The sequence below is a fragment of the Pseudomonas sp. B22(2017) genome, assembly GCF_002113105.1.
Taxonomy (GTDB): Bacteria; Pseudomonadota; Gammaproteobacteria; order Pseudomonadales; family Pseudomonadaceae; genus Aquipseudomonas; species Aquipseudomonas asiatica.
On sequence record NZ_NEJN01000009.1, the window covers coordinates 185,706 to 202,355 of the forward strand.

The following is a 16,650-nucleotide window of genomic DNA, read 5'->3' on the forward strand; positions in this document are numbered from 1 at the left end:
AGAAAAATGCCAATCGGGAGCTTCACCATGTCCATCCGCCGTTATGCGCTTGCCGCCCTGGCCAGTGCTGTTTTTGCCGGTTCCGCCATCGCCAAGGACTACGAACTGCTGAACGTGTCCTACGACCCGACCCGCGAGCTGTACCAGCAGTACAACGCCGAGTTCATCAAGCACTGGCAGCAGGCCCACCCGGGCGACAAGGTGAAGATCCAGCAATCCCACGGCGGTTCGGGCAAGCAGGCCCGTGCGGTGATCGATGGCCTGCGTGCCGACGTGGTGACCCTGGCCCTGGCCGGCGACATCGATGAAGTCGCCAAGCTCGGCAAGACCCTGCCAGACAACTGGCAGACCCGTCTGCCGGATGCCAGCACCCCGTACACCTCGACCATCGTGTTCCTGGTGCGCAAGGGCAACCCGAAAGGCATCAAGGACTGGGGCGACCTAATCAAGAAGGATGTGTCGGTCATCACCCCCAACCCGAAAACCTCCGGCGGCGCCCGTTGGAACTTCCTGGCTGCCTGGGCCTATGGCCTGAAGGCCGGCGGTAGCGAAGAAAAGGCCAAGGAGTACGTGCAGGAGCTGTTCAAGCACGTCCCGGTGCTGGATACCGGCGCCCGTGGCTCGACCATCACCTTCGTCAATAACGGCCAGGGCGATGTGCTGTTGGCCTGGGAAAACGAAGCCTTCCTGGCGCTGAAGGAAGACGGTGGCGCCGACAAGTTCGAGATCGTCGTGCCGTCGTTGTCGATCCTCGCCGAACCGCCGGTGGCGGTGGTGGACAAGAACGCCGAGAAGAAGGGCAATACCGAGATTGCCACCGAATACCTCAAGCACCTGTACAGCCCGGCCGGGCAGAAGATCGCAGCCGAGAACTTCTACCGCCCGCGTGACGAGAAGGTCGCTGCCGAGTTTGGCAAGCAGTTCCCGAAACTGGACCTGGTAACCATCGACAAGGACTTTGGTGGCTGGAAGACTGCACAACCGAAATTCTTCAATGATGGCGGTGTGTTCGACCAGATCTATCAGGCACAGTAAGGGCCAAGGAAAAGCGGGGCCGCCATGCGGCCCATCGCGACACAAGGCCGCTCCTACAGAGGTACGCGCACCCCTGTAGGAGCGGCCTTGCGTCGCGATGGGCTGCAAAGCAGCCCCAGGATTTCAGAAGCTAGCACCAGCCCGGGATCGTTCCCGGGCCAAGTGCGTTCAACCAGGGATATTTATGTCACGCCGCATTTCCCCCGTCATACCCGGCTTCGGGCTGACGCTGGGCTACACCTTGGTGTACCTCAGCCTGATCGTGCTGATACCGCTGGCCGCCATGTTCGTGCATGCCGCGCAGCTTACCTGGGAGCAGTTCTGGAACATCATCAGCGCACCGCGGGTGATCGCCGCGCTCAAGCTGAGTTTCGGCACCGCCCTGTTCGCCGCCATCATCAACGGAGTGATCGGCACCCTGCTGGCCTGGGTGCTGGTGCGCTACACCTTCCCCGGGCGCAAGATCATCGATGCGATGATCGACCTGCCGTTCGCCCTGCCCACGGCTGTAGCCGGTATCGCCCTGACCGCCCTGTACGCGCCCTCGGGCTGGGTCGGCCAGTTCGCCACCGACCTGGGCTTCAAGATCGCCTACACCCCACTGGGCATCACCCTGGCGCTGACCTTCGTCACCCTGCCGTTCGTGGTGCGTACGGTGCAGCCGGTGCTGGCCGACATTCCGCGTGAAGTGGAGGAGGCCGCTGCCTGCCTGGGCGCCAAGCCGCTGCAGGTGTTCCGCCATGTGCTGGCGCCAGCGCTGCTGCCTGCCTGGCTGACAGGTTTTGCCCTGGCCTTCGCCCGCGGCGTGGGCGAGTATGGTTCGGTGATCTTCATTGCCGGCAACATGCCGATGAAGACCGAGATCCTGCCGCTGCTGATCATGGTCAAGCTCGACCAGTATGACTACACCGGCGCGACCGCCATCGGCGTGCTGATGCTGGTGGTTTCCTTCATCCTGCTGCTGCTGATCAACCTGCTGCAGCGCCGCATCGAAACCCCTTGAAGGAGGCCGGCATGTCCAGTTCATCCCTGAATGCAACCGCCGCCGCCAACGCTGCCCGCAGGGGCAGCGCCACTTCGCGGCGTATCCTGATCGGCCTTGGCTGGCTGGTGTTCGCGCTGTTCCTGCTGCTGCCACTGGTGATCGTGGTGTCGCAGGCGCTGAAGAACGGCTTTGGCACCTTCTTCGAGGCGATCTTCGAGCCTGACGCATTGTCGGCGCTGAAGCTGACCCTGCTCGCCGTGGCCATTTCGGTGCCGCTGAACCTGGTGTTCGGTGTCAGCGCCGCCTGGTGCGTGAGCAAGTACACCTTCCGTGGTAAGAGTATCCTGGTCACCCTGATCGATCTGCCGTTCTCGGTATCGCCGGTGATCGCCGGCCTGGTCTACGTGCTGATGTTCGGCGCTCAAGGCCTGTTCGGGCCATGGCTGCAGGACCACGATATCCAGATCGTGTTCGCCCTGCCGGGCATCGTCCTGGCCACCATCTTCGTCACCGTACCGTTCGTGGCCCGTGAGCTGATCCCGCTGATGCAGGAGCAGGGCACGCAGGAAGAGGAGGCCGCGCGCTTGCTCGGCGCCAATGGCTGGCAGATGTTCTGGCACGTGACCCTGCCGAACATCAAATGGGGCCTGATCTACGGGGTGGTGCTGTGCACCGCGCGGGCCATGGGCGAGTTTGGCGCGGTGTCGGTGGTGTCCGGCCACATTCGCGGCGTGACCAACACCTTGCCGCTGCACGTGGAGATCCTCTACAACGAGTACAACCATGTCGCGGCCTTCAGCGTGGCCAGCCTGCTGCTGATCCTGGCGCTCTTCATCCTGCTGCTCAAGCAGTGGAGCGAGAACCGTATTAACCGCCTGCGCCACAGCGCCGCGGAGGAATGATTCATGTCGATCGAAGTTCGTAACGTCAGCAAGCGCTTCAACAGCTTCCAGGCCCTGGACAACATCAACCTGGACATCAACAGCGGCGAGCTGGTGGCCCTGCTCGGCCCTTCCGGCTGCGGCAAGACCACGTTGCTGCGCATCATCGCCGGCCTGGAAACCCCCGACCAGGGCAATATCGTGTTCCATGGCGAGGACGTGTCCGGCCATGACGTGCGCGACCGCAACGTCGGTTTCGTGTTCCAGCACTACGCGTTGTTCCGCCACATGAGTGTGTTCGACAACGTTGCCTTCGGCCTGCGCATGAAGCCCAAGGGCGAGCGCCCGAGCGAGAGCAAGATAGCCGAGAAGGTGCATGAACTGCTGAACATGGTGCAGCTGGACTGGCTGTCCGACCGCTACCCCGAGCAGTTGTCCGGTGGCCAGCGCCAGCGTATCGCCCTGGCCCGTGCGCTGGCGGTGGAACCCAAGGTGCTGCTGCTGGACGAGCCTTTCGGTGCGCTGGATGCCAAGGTGCGCAAGGAGCTGCGCCGCTGGCTGGCGCGCCTGCACGAGGACATCAACCTGACGTCGGTGTTCGTCACCCACGACCAGGAAGAAGCCATGGAGGTGGCTGACCGCATCGTGGTGATGAACAAGGGCGTGATCGAGCAGATCGGCTCGCCGGGCGAGGTGTACGAGCACCCGGCCAACGATTTCGTCTACCACTTCCTTGGTGACTCCAACCGCTTGGCCCTGAGCGAAGGACATCATGTGCTGTTCCGCCCCCACGAAGTGTCGCTGTCGCGGCACGAGACCGAAGGGCACCATGCGGCCGAGGTGCGCGACATTCGGCCGTTGGGCGCGACCACGCGGGTGACCTTGAAGGTGGAGGGGCAGAGCGAGCTGATCGAGGCCGAAGTGGTCAAGGACCATGACAGCCTGACCGGGTTGGCGCGTGGGGAGACATTGTTCTTCCGGCCGAAGGTTTGGCAGAAGGTGGCGGATATCTGAGTCGCCTTTGATGATGAAAAAGCCCGGGGTTGGTCCCGGGCTTTTTTATGCCTGACAGAATGGCGGCGCTAATGCTAAGCAGAACCCTCTGCTTTTTATGGATAAACGATGCGTGCGCAAGATTTAGCGGTTGGTTAAGTAATCGGCTTCTCGCTGTGGATAACGGCGGAGGTCCTATATAGCTGTCGATCTAGAAGCTCTTGATTCTTGGCCTAGTAAATTTGCTAGTTTTCAATCACCGGGAATCGGCGGAGTATTGGGTTTTTGGGTGGGCCTGAATCAAGGAATTGTCGAGTGCGCTTTTCTGGGCTGTTCCCACGGCCATTGTTCTTAAGGCGTCCTGAGGTTTAAATTCATCGCGTAGAAAATCATGGGGTTTGTAATATGTTTAATTCATACTCTCCTTATGGATATTTATTCTCTGCCAGCGCTTTTGTGGGTGCATTGAATTTTAATGGTGAACACCTTGATGGTCTAAGTGATCTATATTTTCTAGGGCGCGGATACAGAGCGTTCAGTCCAGCGTTGATGCGTTTCAATAGACCTGATGAGTTAAGTCCTTTCGATAGTGGTGGGTTGAATTGTTACTGTTATTGCTTAGGGGATCCTGTTAATCGTCAAGACCCTAACGGAAACACTTCTTTCGCGACGTTGGCGTTGACCGCGATCGCGGCGCGTCGCTTTAAAAGTCTGCTCTTTGCCAAGATTAAAGGTCCCGTTGAATGGCGCCCATTACGGAACTGGAAGAAAGAATCGATTGTGCCAGAGATTAGATATGCCAGAGAAAAAATTTCATCTGGTAAAGAGAGCGTGACGCATGTGGTTAATCAGAAGGGCTTGTCGGTGTTGGACTTTTCTGAGAAAAAGCATAAATTCATTCTAAGGCAGGATGAAAATTTTTTTATCAGTACCTTTTCCGAATTTGATGACGCTCCTCTTTCTCACGCCAGTCTTGCGGAACTTGGTAGACGTCAATTAAGGTCGGTCTCTCCGGTTGTAGCTGCGGGATATATATATAGGGAAAATGGTCAAACTTATGTTGATAATCATTCGGGTCATTATCTTCCTAGTTACAGAAACTCACAGGCGGCGGTGAATTACTTGAGGTCGATAAGTGTGCCAGCGATGAGTGTTCGTATGGATGGTCAAATGATGCGTCGATGAGCGATGCCTCGCGGACATTTTTTTTATGCCTGCAAGGTATGCGGTCCACCCTCTGAGCGGTACAAGCGGCGGGGGATGCGGGATCCAGGAATGATATGACTTTTCATATCGCGATTAGCTATTTGCTTAATGTTAAATATTGCTTTTAGAGATAAGCCCCTGACCCCGATGATTCAGCCACACACCGGAATCGAGTCCCAGGAGTTTGATCAATGGGTAATGTCCAGTCGGCCGTCAGGGCCTACGACCAGCCATGGCGCCCGGCCCCGGGTGACCTGGTCGACCTTGGACGCATGCTTCGCCTCCCGCTTGGCCAGCTGCGCTTGCAACGCACGCCTGTCAGTGGGCTCAAGCGCCGCGACAAGCTGGTGCTGGGCATGCTGGTGCTGGCCCTGCATGGCGCAGCAGCGTACTGGGTCAGCCAGGCTCCAACGCCCGAGCTGCCGGTGGTGCCTCCGCAAGTACCGCCGATGACCATCGAGTTCGCCGCGCCGGCACCGCCTGTGGTCGAACCACCGCCACCAGCCCCGGCACCGCCGGTGGTCCAGCCGCCACCGCCGCCCGTGGTCGACGAGCTGGCCGCCAAGCCCAAACCCAAGCCAAAGCCCGTGCCCAAACCGGTGGTCAAGCAACAGCCCAAACCTCAGCCCAAGCCGGTCGAAGCGCCGCCGCCAGCGCCTGTGGCTGCCCCGGCACCGCCAGCACCACCCGCGCCGGCCCCGGTCACCCCGGCATCGGCCAACGCGGCGTACCTAAAGAACCCGGCGCCGGAGTACCCGCAGATGGCCCAGCGCCGCGGTTGGGAAGGCACCGTGCTGCTGCGCGTCGAGGTGCTGCCCAGCGGCAAGCCCGGACAGATCCAGATCCAGAAGAGCAGCGGCCGTGATGCCCTCGACGCTGCCGCACTGGCCGCGGTCAAGCGCTGGAGTTTCGTGCCTGCCAAGCAGGGTGACGTGGCCCAGACCGGCTGGGTCAGCGTGCCGATTGATTTCAAGCTTCGCTAACTTTTTCGCAGAACACAGGAAGACATCATCATGAGCCTGCTGGCATCCCCCCTCCAATCCGTTGAAAGCGCAGTCATCTGGCTGCTGGTCGGTTTTTCTGTCGTCACCTGGGGCCTGGCCCTGGTCAAGGTCGTGCAGTTCGTGCGGCTGAAGAACCAGGACAAACGCTTCCACCAGCAATTCTGGGCCGCCTCGAGCCTGGACTCGGCTGCCGAGCCCAGCCACGACCTGCCTGGCCCTGCCGCCCGCGTTGCCCAGGCCGGTTATGCCGCCATCGCAGTCGGTGACAGCCAGGCCAATGACCTGAGCCACGCCATCAACCACCAGGACCGCCTGGAGCGCGCCCTGCGCCAGCAGATCGTGCGTGAGCGCCGTTCGCTGGAAACCGGCCTGGCGGTGGTCGCCAGTATCGGCAGTACCTCGCCCTTCATCGGCCTGTTCGGCACCGTCTGGGGCATCATGGAAGCGCTCAAGGGCATCAGCGCGGCTGGTTCCGCCAGCCTGGAAACCGTGGCCGGGCCGATTGGCGCGGCACTGGTGGCCACCGGCGTGGGTATCGCCGTCGCGGTGCCGGCGGTGCTGGTCTACAACTACTTCCTGCGCCGCCTCAAGCTTACCGCCGCCGACCTCGATGACTTCGCCCACGACTTCTACAGCCTGGCGCAGAAGAGTGCTTTCCGCGTGCTGGTGCACCCGGCCGTGCACAGGCCCCAGGCCGGTTTCACCCAACCGGTGAAGGAGGCGTCCTGACATGGCCTTTTCGACCCAGGACAGCGACGAAGTCCTCAGTGAAATCAACGTCACGCCGTTGGTGGACGTCATGCTGGTGCTGCTGGTGGTGTTCATCGTCACCGCGCCGCTGCTGACCAATGCCATCCCCATCAACCTGCCCAAGACCGAGGCTGTGGCCCCGGTGGAGCAGAAGGACCCGCTGGTGGTCAGCATTGATGGTGACGGCAAGTTGTTCATTAACAAGGACGAGATCCAGCCAGACCTGCTGGAAACCAGCCTCAAGGCTGCCAAGGACAAGGACGGGGAGCTGCGCGTGCAGCTGCAGGCCGATGATGGCGTGAACTACGGCGAAGTGGCGCGGGCCATGGCGGCTATCGAACGTGCCGGGATCAGCAAGCTGGCGGTGATTACCGCGCGCTGAACCCGTCAACTTTCTTCAGGCAAGTGCTTAGGGGCCATATCTCTTGGCAGGGGATGGCTCCTTTTTTTGCGTGATCCCTGTGGGAGCGGGCGTGCCCGCGAACACGGGCGAAGCCCGTGCCATCCACCGCGGTGCTTGCTTCGCGGGCATGCCCGCTCCCACAGGGGTCGCACAAGATATTGAGATTTTTTGGTTATTAATAAATAGCTTCTTATTCCTTTACTGATATAACTCCCTCCCTATACTTGTCTCCAAGCACGCAAACTCACCGGAGGCGTCCCCATGCGCAATGAGTCGATTCGTTACCTGATTGTGCCGGGCTGGCAAGGATCGCCAGACAATCATTGGCAAAGTCACTGGCAGCGCACCCTGCCGAACAGTGTGCGGGTCGAGCAGAACGACTGGCTGACTCCGCAACGCCAGGACTGGGTGCAGGCACTGGAGCAGGCGATTGCCGCCGAGCGCTCGCCGGTGATTCTGATTGCCCATAGCCTGGGCTGCATAACCGTCGCTCATTGGGCCGCGCAGGCCAGCCCGGCCCTGCTGCGGCGGGTACGTGGCGCGCTGCTGGTGGCACCCGCTGACGTGGAGCGGCCGACCTGCGCGCCAGCTCTGCGCAACTTCGCACCGATCCCGACCGAAGCACTGCCATTCCCCAGCCAGGTGGTCAGCTCGGACAACGACCCGGCCGTGAGCGTGCCAAGGGCGTTGTATCTGGCCCAGGTCTGGGGCGCCGAAGCAGGGCTGCTGACCAACGCCGGGCACATCAACGTCAAGTCCGGCCACGAGCGCTGGGAACAAGGTTTCGCCTACTTGTATCGCTTGCAGAGCCGGGTCGAGCAGCGCGCACTGCGCCGCGCCTGATCGCCCTTACTGTTTACCGTTTGCCTGACGCCCGGCCATTGAAGGCCTGGGGCGGGAGTTCGTCATGACTTTTCAAAACCCTTTTGGCCAGCCGTTGCTGACCTTCCCTGAACTGGACAAGAGCCCGCTGAGCATCCGCGCCAAGGCGCTGGTGTTCATCGACCCACGTTCGCAGCAGTTGCGCGAGGAGCTCGAGCACCTGGCGCCACAACCCTTGCCGGTGCTGATCCGTGGCGAAACCGGCACCGGCAAGGAACTGCTGGCCCGGCAGATCCATCGTGCCAGTGACCGCAGCGGGTTGTTCGTGTCGGTCAACTGCGCTGCCATCAGCCCCACCTACGCCGATGCCGAGCTGTTCGGCTACAGTGCCGGCAGCCAAGGTGGCACAGCCAGCAGCCGTGCCGGCTGGTTCGGCTCGGCCAACGGCGGCACGTTGTACCTGGACGAGATCGCCGACTTGCCGCTGGCCATCCAGGGCAAGCTGCTGGCCGCCCTGGAAAACCGCGAGGTTACCCGGGTGGGCGCGCAGCAGCCGCAACCGGTGGACGTGCGCCTGGTGGCCGCTACCAGCATCGATCTGGCGCGGGTGGTGCGCGCGGGGCGCTTCAACGAGCGCCTGTACCAGTACCTGCGCGAGGGCGCGCTGGAGCTGCCGCCACTGCGCGAGCGGCCGGGCGATATCCTGCCGTTGGCCGAGTACTTCGTGGGCATCTACAGCGTGCGCCTGCAGCGGCCTGTGCCGTTGGTGAGCGAGGCGGCGCAGCAGGCGCTGGAGGCACACCCCTGGCCCGGCAACACCCGTGAACTGGAGAATGTCATCCACTTTGCCTTGCTGGTGAATGATGGCGAGGAGATCCTGGCAGACGACCTGGACCTGCCCGACCCTGAGCGCTAGACACTGCTCAAAAGCAAAATGGCTGATAGCATTTTGTTTTTGGAATAAGCAGCTAAATAAAAGATATTTTTACGGAATAAAAAATCTGGGTATTGTCCGCCTCACGCCCGCTGGTGAACCGGTTGGGCACCCGATTCGCCATCGTCGATGGCCCAGAACCAGAACAAGGATCACCATGAAGAAAACCCTGCTGACCACTGCCCTGGCCGCTGCCCTGTCGTTTGCCGGCCTGGCTACCGCCGCCGAGAAACTGGTTGTCGCCGCCACCCCGGTACCGCACGCCGAAATCCTCGAGCTGATCAAGCCGACCCTGGCCAAGGAAGGTGTGGACCTGCAGATCAAGGTTTTCACCGACTACGTGCAGCCGAACGTGCAGGTTGACCAGAAGCGCCTGGACGCCAACTACTTCCAGACCCTGCCTTATCTGCAGAACTTCAACGAAGGCAAGGGCACCCACCTGGAAACCGTGATCGGCGTGCATGTCGAACCCTTTGGTGGTTACTCGAAGAAGGTCAAGAGCCTGAGCGAACTGAAAGAAGGCGCTACCGTTGCCATCCCTAACGAGGGCAGCAACAGCGGCCGCGCCCTGCTACTGCTGCAGAAGGCTGGCCTGATCACCCTGAAGGATCCGAAGAACGCCCTGGCCACCCCCAAGGACATTGCCGAGAACCCGAAGAAGCTGAAGTTCCGCGAGCTTGAGTCGGCCATGCTGCCGCGCGTGCTGGACCAGGTCGACCTGGACATGATCAACACCAACTACGCCCTGGAAGCCGGCCTGAACCCGGCCAAGGACGCGCTGGTGATCGAAGGCAGCGACTCGCCATACGTGAACTTCCTGGTCGCCCGCCCGGACAACAAGGACAGCGAAGCCATCCAGAAACTGGCCAAGGCCCTGACCAGCCCGGAAGTGAAGGAATTCATCGCCAAGAAGTACCAAGGTGCGGTGCTGCCGGCGTTCTGATGCGCTTGCATTACCTTGCATGACCCAACGCCGACACTCTTGTGTCGGCGTTTTCATTTCTGGGCTTTAGCCGCGAAGAATTCAACCCGGTGCATGGCACCGGCTGCGCCGGTGTTCGCGGCTGAAGCCGCTCCCACAAGGTCCTGTGTGCGCCGGCAATACATGCCATCAGCGCTGAATTCTCAGTGATATGTATATGCGATAAAGATATTTATTAAAAAGTTTTTAGATCATTAGAGTCTAGCTATCGTGCCCACGCGCACCCTGCAGATCTGCTTTACCCATGACCCTCGACACCGCATTCATCCTCGGCACGCTGCCCGCCTTCCTCAAGGCCGTGGGCGTGACCCTGCAGGTCGGCCTGATCGCCATCGCCACCTCGCTGCTGGTCGCTCTGGTCAACGCCACACTGCTGGTATTACGCACCCCGTACCTGTGGCGCCTGGTAAAAGCCTACGTGGAGCTGGCCCGCAACACGCCGCTGCTGATCCAGCTGTTCTTCGTCTACTTCGCCTTGCCCAGCCTGGGCCTGAAGATTTCCGGCTTTGCCGCTGCAATCATCACCATGACCTTCATGGGCGGTGCCTACCTCACCGAGGTGCTGCGTGCCGGCATCGAGGCCGTGCCCCGTGCCCAGCTGGAGTCCGGGCGCTCCATCGGCCTGTCCGAAGGCCAGCTGCTGCGCCATGTGGTGCTGCCCCAGGCGGGCATCCTCAGCCTGCCGGCACTGTTCGCCAACTTCGTCTTCCTGCTCAAGGAAACCACCGTGGTGTCGGCGGTGGCCGTGCCGGAAATTCTCTACACGACCAAGAACTACATCGCGCTGTACTACAAGACCTATGAAATGCTCACCGTGCTGACCCTGCTCTGTGTGCTGCTGTTCCTGCCGCTGTCCTTGCTGCTGCGCTATATCGAAAGGAGGCTGCAACATGGCCAGTTCGGCGTCTGAACTGCTGCTGCAGGCATTGCCGCAGCTGGCTGGCGGCGCGGCGCAGACCCTGGCCATCTCCGCGCTGGGCATCCTCTTCGCGACGCTGGGCGGTGTGCTTTATGGTGTGTTGGCAACCTTGGGCAACCGGGCCCTGAATATCGCCTTGCAGGTGTATCTGGAACTGTTCCGTGCCATCCCGGTGCTGGTCTGGCTGTACCTGGTGTTCTTCGGCCTGCCGATCTTCTTTGCCCTGAGCATCCCCAGCTTCTGGTGCGCGGTACTGGTGCTGGGCCTGTGGGGCGCCAGCGAGGTGGGCGAGGTGGTGCGTGGCGCGCTGCGCTCGCTGCCGCGCGGCCAGCGCGAGGCGGGGTTGTCGATCGGCCTGGCCGGCTGGCAGCTGTATGGCTACGTGCTGTTGCCACAGGCGCTCAAGCGCATGACCCCGCCGACCATCAACATCTACACGCGGATCATCAAGACCAGCTCGCTGGCGGTGCTGATCGGCGTGGTCGAGGTGATCAAGGCCGGCCAGCAGATTATCGAACGCACCTACGAGTCGGTGCTGATCTACGGCGCCTTGTTCCTGTTCTTTTTCATCGTCTGCTATCCGCTGTCCGCCGCTTCACGCGTGCTGGAACGCCGCTGGGCCCACTCATGAGCGCATTGATCGAATTTCAGGGTTTCAACAAGTTCTTTGGCGAGCAACAGGTGCTCAAGGACGTCGACCTCCAGGTGGCGGCCGGCGAGGTGGTGGTCATCCTCGGCCCCAGCGGTTGTGGCAAAAGCACGCTGCTGCGCTGCCTCAACGGCCTGGAGCAGGCCCACGGCGGCCACCTGCGCCTGGCCGGGCAGGAGCTGCTCGACCCGCGCACCGATTGGCGCGAGATCCGCCAGCGGGTCGGCATGGTGTTCCAGAGCTATCACCTGTTCGGTCACATGAGCGTGATCGACAACCTGCTGCTTGGCCCGCTCAAGGTACAAAGGCGCGAGCGCGCCGAAGCCCAGGCCCAGGCCGAGGCGTTGCTGGCGCGGGTCGGCCTGCTGGACAAGCGCGACGCCTTTCCCCGGCAATTGTCCGGGGGCCAGCAACAGCGCATCGCCATCGTGCGTTCGCTGTGCATGAACCCCGAGGTGATGCTGTTCGACGAGGTTACCGCAGCCCTCGACCCGGAAATGGTCAAGGAGGTGCTGCAGGTGATCCAGGGCCTGGCCCGCGACGGCATGACCTTGCTCATCGTTACCCACGAAATGGCCTTCGCTCGCGCGGTGGCCGACCGCATCGTGTTCATGGAGGCCGGCAGGATCCTTGAACAGGGCGACCCCGAGAGCTTCTTCACACGACCGCGGACCGCACGCGCGCAGCAGTTCCTGGAGAAATTCTCCTTCGTAGAAAGCCTGCCGAAGACACTGCACAAGGAACTGTCATGAAAACTGCCAACCTCACCAAACTGCTGGCGCCGTTGTTCGGCCTGGCCCTGCTGGCCGGCTGCAACAAGGCTGAAGAGCCACCCAAGCCGGCGGCGGCCTCGCCGGCCACCAGCTACCTGGAAACCATCAAGGCCCGCGACAAGCTGATTGTCGGCGTGTTCACCGACAAGCCACCGTTCGGTTTCGTCGATGAGCAGGGCCGCTACGTGGGCTTTGATACCGATATCGGCCGGCGCCTGGCCAAGGACCTGCTGGGTGATGAAAACAAGGTCGAGTTCGTTGCCGTGGAGCCGGCCAGCCGTATCCCGTTCCTGCAGAGCGACAAGGTCGACCTGATTCTCGCCAACATGACCGTGACCCCGGAGCGCAAGGAAGCGGTGGACTTCACCAACCCCAACCTGCGCGTTGCCGTGCAGGCCATCGTCGCGGATGGCAGCCCGGTGCAGAAGCTCGACGACCTGGCCGACAAGACCATCATCGTCACCACCGGCACTACCGCTGATATCTGGCTGACCAAGAACCACCCGGACTGGAAACTGCTCAAGTTCGAGAAGAACAGCGAGTCGCTGCAGGCGCTGGCCACCGGGCGTGGCGATGCCTATGCGCAGGACAACCTGATTCTGTTCAGCTGGGCCAAGCAGAACCCGGGGTACCGCGTGCTGCCTGAGCTGCTGGGTGACGAGGCACCGATTGCACCGGCGGTGAAAAAGGGCAACACCGAGCTGCGTGACTGGGTGAATGCCGAGCTGGCCAAATTGGGGGAGGAGAAGTTTCTGCTGAAGCTGTATGACCAGTATGTACGCAAGGAACTGAGCGATGACACCAAGCCGGAAAGCGTGATTGTGGAAGGGGGCAAGTGGCAGGGTTAGTCGGGTAAATGAGGCTGTTGTGGGAGCGGGTTCACCCGCGAACACCGGCGAAGCCGGTGCCATGCACCGCGTTGCCTGCTTCGCGGGTGAACCCGCTCCCACAAGGGCTGCAAAGCAGCCCCGGCAATCTCACTGGTTGCGCGGCAGCCAGTTCAACAGGAACTCATTCACCACCCGTGGGTTCTCCAGGCTGGAGATATGCCCCGCAAACGGAATCTGCGCCGCCAGGCAGCCAATGATCCGCGCCATTTCATTGGACTCTTCCGGCGGCCGCGGAATGTCCTGGTCGCCGCACATCAGGATGGTTCTCTCGCTCGGCAGCTGCTCGAGTTGCTCCAGCAGGTCGTGTCGTCCAAAGATTATCCGCCCCATGGGATCGAGGCTCTCGGAAATTGTTTGTGCACTGCTTGCCTTTAGCTGAGCGCGAAACCGCTTACGGATTTCAGGCACGGTCTGGCCGCCTGCATGGAAAAAAATAGGCACGATGATGTCGAGCAGCAGGTCGCTGAATTCGCCGGCTTCGCTGGCGGCATCCAGCAAGGCGAAGTACTTGAGCCGAGTCTCCTCCGGCTCGGCGCCCAGGTAAGTGTCCATGAGCACCAGGCGATCAATTCGGTCAGGGTGGGTAGCAGCCAGCGGTGCCCCCCACATACCGCCTACCGACAGCCCGACCAGGTGGCACCTGGTGATTTCCAGTTTGTCCAGCAACGTCAGGTGCTGGCGGACCAGGCTGTTAATGTCGATGGTCGTGGCAGGCGGAGCATCGGAGCCGCCGTGGCCCCAAAGCTCAGGGACGATGACGCGGAAGTGTGCTGACAGGGCTTCGATTTGCGGCTGCCACATCTCGGCGGACCACAGGTAGCTGTGGCCGAGCAGGACCGGGAAGCCTTGGCCCTGGTCGATGTAGCTCATGCGGGCGCCGTCGATTTCGATGAAGTGTCTTTGCATGGAATGGGTCTCGGCTGGGAGCGCTGTAGGGTATTCGAAATTGTCGGGGGCCGCTTTGCGGTCCATTCGCAGCACAAGTCTGCTCCTACAGGGGATCGCGGTCTCTTGTAGGAGCAGCCTTGTGCTGCGAATGGGCTGGCACCAGACGCAAGGTACTCTGCGCCGGAATCACCCCCATCTGCGCCTTCTGGTACTGCCCCTGCACATACCCTTCGGCCTGATCCGCAAAATGCCTGTCGAACGGCACACCACTCTGCCCGACCGGGTTGGTGGTCAGCGCCTGCCCGGCATCGGCAAAGTCGACCAGCCGCCGCGTCGACGGCCCATAGGTCACCGGCCATGGCGCCGGGCCGATCTTCGCCGAGAGGTTGTTCGGCACTTCATGGGTGCCCGGTGCGGCGAACGGGCCGACGTTGAACAGCAGGTTCAGCGGCTTTTTGACCCCCAGCGGGTGGTTGTGGGTCAGGGTATGGGCCTTGCCCCACTGCCAACTGGCCGGGTCGTTGCCCAGGGTTTCCCGCAGGTGCTTCAAGCTGTTCTGCCACGCCATCCGCACCACGGCGTTACGGTCGGTGCGCTGGTTGGCTCCGCGGGTGTTCCACCACGGTGAATCGGCATCCGCCGCCAGGCGCGGCAGGGCTGCGTCGATGGCGCGGGTGCTGATCAGCACCGGGAACCAGGTGTCGCCCAGCTCGTCATGCAAGGCCGCGAATGCCAGCTCGTAGAGGAACTGGTTGAACAGCGTGGCACTGGTCGAGTCGAGCGGGTAGTCGCCGCTCCAGGCTGCCAGTTGCTCGACCAGCTCCTTCTCTTCGTCACCTTCGGCCACTGCGCGCAGCGTTGCCAGCAGTGGTGCAAGTGTGCGCGGACCATAGTCACTGCCAGTGTCCAACTGCAGCGCCTGGCTATTTTGGGTATCCCACTTCACGTCGGGGTTGGCCAAGTGGCGATCGAGCTGGCGGCCTCGGTCCGGCAGGTTGTAGTAACCGGGTATCGGCACTGCTGCTGGAGGCTGGTAGTTGGCCGAGACAATGTAGCCGCGTGCCGGGTTCTCCTGCTGGGGGTTGACGCTGAAGGGGTAGAAGCCGAGCTTGTCCGCCTGCGCACTGGCACCATCGAGGATGAACACGGGGTCGACGCCGTCGGGGCGGATCGGCAACTGCGCCGCCGCCCACCAGCCGATATCGCCACGGGCATTGGCCCAGACCAGGTTCAGCCCTGGCGCATGCACCTTGGCCGCAGCCTCGCGCATCTTGCCCAGGGTATCCGCGCGGTTGAGATGGTAGAAACCGTCGAGGAGCGGGTTTTCGGTTTCTAGGAACGCCCACCACATGGCGATTGGCGTGGGCCCGGCAATGGCACCCAGCACGTCGTTGACGATCGGGCCATGGGGCGAGCGGCGGAGGCTGAGGGTGACCGGTGCTTCGCCTTTGACGGCAATCTGCTGCTCGGTCTTTTCCAGCGCCTGCCATTTGCCATCGACCATCACCTGGTTGGCGTCGGCAGGGTTGGTGCGCTCGGCGATCAGGTCGACGTCGTCATTCTGGAACATGGTCAGGCTCCAGCCGAAGTCGCGGTTGTGGCCGAGCAGGGCGAACGGGTTGAGCGCCTGGAAGTAGCCATACAGGTTGAAGCCCGGCGCCGACAGCTCGGCCTCGTACCACACCGCCGGCACCGCAAAACCGATGTGCGGGTCGCCGGCCAGCAGCGGCCTGCCGCTGCGGGTGCGGCTGCCGGCCACGGCCCAGGCGTTGCTGCCCTCGAATTGCGGGATGCCCGCATCGCCCAGCGCGTCATGGCTGAGGTGGGCGAGGGCCTCCAGGCTTTGCCAGTCGGCAGCAGCTAGCGGTGTACCCAAGGCGCCCTCGGGCTGCCAGGCGAGATCGAAGATGTTCAGGTACTCAGGGCCCAGCTGGTCGCGGATGTAGGTCAGCGCGGGCTCGGTGCGAAACGCGGCGGCGAAGCTGTAGGCCAGGTAGCCGGCGATGCTCAGGGTGTCTTCGGCGCTGAAGGGGCGTGGGGTGATGCCGAGCAGGTCGAACTCCACGGGTTTTGGGTGGCTGGCCTGCCAGCTGTTCACCCCGTCGAGGTAGGCCTGCAGGGCTTGCCAGGCGGGTGACTGGCGGTCCTGACGCTTGGCCATCAGTGCTGCCTGTTCGCGAATGCGCAGGCTGCGGAACAGGGTGTCGGTGGGCAGCAGCTTGTCGCCCAGTACCTCGGCCAGCTCGCCCCGGGCCAGGCGCCGCAGGATCTCCATCTGGAACAGCCGGTCCTGGGCATGCACGTAACCGAGAGCACGATACAGGTCCGGCTCGCTCTGCGCCTGCAGGTGCGGCACCCCACGGGCGTCGTAGCGCACGTTGACCGGCGCCTGCAGGCCGGCGATGGCCACGTCGCCCTCGCGTTGCGGCAGCTTGCCCTGCACATACCAGTATCCGGCGCCGGCGGCCACGGCAACCATCACGGCCAACAGGGTCAAGCTGCGCTTCATGCAGGCTCCTTGTGCGTTCAAGCGAAA

The 16,650-nt window shown here is 62.2% G+C and carries 17 protein-coding genes; 15 read left to right on the forward strand and 2 right to left on the reverse strand.

The window, feature by feature from the left end; all coding sequences use genetic code 11:
- The first annotated feature begins 27 nt into the window (after window positions 1-27).
- The 15 genes from CAG18_RS18775 (at window position 28) to CAG18_RS18850 (ending at window position 13,184) form a co-directional block, all read left to right on the forward strand.
- The gene (locus CAG18_RS18775) at window positions 28-1,035 is read left to right on the forward strand and encodes a sulfate ABC transporter substrate-binding protein (protein WP_013974696.1); all 1,008 of its coding nucleotides are present in this window, start codon (window positions 28-30) and stop codon (window positions 1,033-1,035) included.
- Between the two features lie 184 nt (window positions 1,036-1,219).
- Window positions 1,220-2,038, forward strand: coding sequence for a sulfate ABC transporter permease subunit CysT (gene cysT, locus CAG18_RS18780; protein WP_013974695.1), 819 nt, complete (start codon window positions 1,220-1,222; stop codon window positions 2,036-2,038).
- A gap of 11 nt (window positions 2,039-2,049) precedes the next feature.
- Window positions 2,050-2,922, forward strand: a complete 873-nt coding sequence (cysW, locus tag CAG18_RS18785) for a sulfate ABC transporter permease subunit CysW (RefSeq protein ID WP_015272212.1) — start codon at window positions 2,050-2,052, stop codon at window positions 2,920-2,922.
- A 3-nt stretch (window positions 2,923-2,925) separates the two neighbouring features.
- Complete coding sequence (locus CAG18_RS18790) at window positions 2,926-3,915, forward strand: sulfate/molybdate ABC transporter ATP-binding protein (RefSeq protein ID WP_013974693.1); 990 nt, start codon at window positions 2,926-2,928, stop codon at window positions 3,913-3,915.
- 384 nt (window positions 3,916-4,299) lie between these two features.
- Window positions 4,300-5,079 carry an RHS repeat-associated core domain-containing protein gene (locus CAG18_RS18795; RefSeq protein WP_085721353.1) on the forward strand — a complete coding sequence of 260 codons (780 nt, stop codon included), beginning with the start codon at window positions 4,300-4,302 and terminating at the stop codon, window positions 5,077-5,079.
- A 212-nt stretch (window positions 5,080-5,291) separates the two neighbouring features.
- Window positions 5,292-6,083 carry an energy transducer TonB gene (locus CAG18_RS18800; protein ID WP_085721354.1) on the forward strand — a complete coding sequence of 264 codons (792 nt, stop codon included), beginning with the start codon at window positions 5,292-5,294 and terminating at the stop codon, window positions 6,081-6,083.
- 30 nt (window positions 6,084-6,113) lie between these two features.
- Window positions 6,114-6,833, forward strand: coding sequence for a MotA/TolQ/ExbB proton channel family protein (locus tag CAG18_RS18805; protein WP_085721355.1), 720 nt, complete (start codon window positions 6,114-6,116; stop codon window positions 6,831-6,833).
- Window position 6,834: 1 nt separating this feature from the next.
- Window positions 6,835-7,236: a biopolymer transporter ExbD gene (locus CAG18_RS18810; protein WP_054573412.1), complete on the forward strand. Its 402-nt coding sequence runs from the start codon at window positions 6,835-6,837 to the stop codon at window positions 7,234-7,236.
- A 282-nt stretch (window positions 7,237-7,518) separates the two neighbouring features.
- Window positions 7,519-8,100: an alpha/beta hydrolase gene (locus CAG18_RS18820; protein WP_085721356.1), complete on the forward strand. Its 582-nt coding sequence runs from the start codon at window positions 7,519-7,521 to the stop codon at window positions 8,098-8,100.
- A gap of 64 nt (window positions 8,101-8,164) precedes the next feature.
- Window positions 8,165-8,995: a sigma 54-interacting transcriptional regulator gene (locus tag CAG18_RS18825; RefSeq protein WP_085721357.1), complete on the forward strand. Its 831-nt coding sequence runs from the start codon at window positions 8,165-8,167 to the stop codon at window positions 8,993-8,995.
- Window positions 8,996-9,170: 175 nt separating this feature from the next.
- Window positions 9,171-9,956: a MetQ/NlpA family ABC transporter substrate-binding protein gene (locus CAG18_RS18830; RefSeq protein ID WP_013974690.1), complete on the forward strand. Its 786-nt coding sequence runs from the start codon at window positions 9,171-9,173 to the stop codon at window positions 9,954-9,956.
- 283 nt (window positions 9,957-10,239) lie between these two features.
- Window positions 10,240-10,905: an amino acid ABC transporter permease gene (locus CAG18_RS18835; protein ID WP_085721358.1), complete on the forward strand. Its 666-nt coding sequence runs from the start codon at window positions 10,240-10,242 to the stop codon at window positions 10,903-10,905.
- The gene (locus tag CAG18_RS18840; protein WP_085721359.1) at window positions 10,886-11,545 is read left to right on the forward strand and encodes an amino acid ABC transporter permease; all 660 of its coding nucleotides are present in this window, start codon (window positions 10,886-10,888) and stop codon (window positions 11,543-11,545) included. Before CAG18_RS18835 ends, CAG18_RS18840 begins: the two co-directional genes overlap by 20 nt.
- Window positions 11,542-12,315, forward strand: a complete 774-nt coding sequence (locus CAG18_RS18845; RefSeq protein WP_085721360.1) for an amino acid ABC transporter ATP-binding protein — start codon at window positions 11,542-11,544, stop codon at window positions 12,313-12,315. The genes CAG18_RS18840 and CAG18_RS18845 overlap by 4 nt, the downstream gene beginning before the upstream one ends.
- Window positions 12,312-13,184: a transporter substrate-binding domain-containing protein gene (locus CAG18_RS18850; RefSeq protein ID WP_015272203.1), complete on the forward strand. Its 873-nt coding sequence runs from the start codon at window positions 12,312-12,314 to the stop codon at window positions 13,182-13,184. Before CAG18_RS18845 ends, CAG18_RS18850 begins: the two co-directional genes overlap by 4 nt.
- Before the next feature lie 129 nt (window positions 13,185-13,313).
- Here CAG18_RS18850 and CAG18_RS18860 read toward each other — a convergent pair whose 3' ends face one another.
- On the reverse strand, window positions 13,314-14,132 hold the full coding sequence (locus CAG18_RS18860) for an alpha/beta fold hydrolase (RefSeq protein ID WP_085721364.1): 819 nt from the start codon (window positions 14,130-14,132) through the stop codon (window positions 13,314-13,316).
- Window positions 14,133-14,217: 85 nt separating this feature from the next.
- On the reverse strand, window positions 14,218-16,623 hold the full coding sequence (locus CAG18_RS18865) for a penicillin acylase family protein (protein WP_015272201.1): 2,406 nt from the start codon (window positions 16,621-16,623) through the stop codon (window positions 14,218-14,220).
- Window positions 16,624-16,650 lie beyond the last annotated feature (27 nt).

Coding starts and splice junctions, on each gene's coding strand:
- CAG18_RS18850 (WP_015272203.1), top strand. CDS start 12,312: ATGAAAACTGCCAACCTCACCAAACTGCTGGCGCCGTTGTTCGGCCTG.
- CAG18_RS18865 (WP_015272201.1), bottom strand. CDS start 16,623: ATGAAGCGCAGCTTGACCCTGTTGGCCGTGATGGTTGCCGTGGCCGCC.
- CAG18_RS18790 (WP_013974693.1), top strand. CDS start 2,926: ATGTCGATCGAAGTTCGTAACGTCAGCAAGCGCTTCAACAGCTTCCAG.
- CAG18_RS18860 (WP_085721364.1), bottom strand. CDS start 14,132: ATGCAAAGACACTTCATCGAAATCGACGGCGCCCGCATGAGCTACATC.
- CAG18_RS18840 (WP_085721359.1), top strand. CDS start 10,886: ATGGCCAGTTCGGCGTCTGAACTGCTGCTGCAGGCATTGCCGCAGCTG.
- CAG18_RS18810 (WP_054573412.1), top strand. CDS start 6,835: ATGGCCTTTTCGACCCAGGACAGCGACGAAGTCCTCAGTGAAATCAAC.
- CAG18_RS18825 (WP_085721357.1), top strand. CDS start 8,165: ATGACTTTTCAAAACCCTTTTGGCCAGCCGTTGCTGACCTTCCCTGAA.
- CAG18_RS18845 (WP_085721360.1), top strand. CDS start 11,542: ATGAGCGCATTGATCGAATTTCAGGGTTTCAACAAGTTCTTTGGCGAG.
- CAG18_RS18805 (WP_085721355.1), top strand. CDS start 6,114: ATGAGCCTGCTGGCATCCCCCCTCCAATCCGTTGAAAGCGCAGTCATC.
- CAG18_RS18800 (WP_085721354.1), top strand. CDS start 5,292: ATGGGTAATGTCCAGTCGGCCGTCAGGGCCTACGACCAGCCATGGCGC.
- cysT (WP_013974695.1), top strand. CDS start 1,220: ATGTCACGCCGCATTTCCCCCGTCATACCCGGCTTCGGGCTGACGCTG.
- cysW (WP_015272212.1), top strand. CDS start 2,050: ATGTCCAGTTCATCCCTGAATGCAACCGCCGCCGCCAACGCTGCCCGC.
- CAG18_RS18775 (WP_013974696.1), top strand. CDS start 28: ATGTCCATCCGCCGTTATGCGCTTGCCGCCCTGGCCAGTGCTGTTTTT.
- CAG18_RS18820 (WP_085721356.1), top strand. CDS start 7,519: ATGCGCAATGAGTCGATTCGTTACCTGATTGTGCCGGGCTGGCAAGGA.
- CAG18_RS18835 (WP_085721358.1), top strand. CDS start 10,240: ATGACCCTCGACACCGCATTCATCCTCGGCACGCTGCCCGCCTTCCTC.
- CAG18_RS18830 (WP_013974690.1), top strand. CDS start 9,171: ATGAAGAAAACCCTGCTGACCACTGCCCTGGCCGCTGCCCTGTCGTTT.
- CAG18_RS18795 (WP_085721353.1), top strand. CDS start 4,300: ATGTTTAATTCATACTCTCCTTATGGATATTTATTCTCTGCCAGCGCT.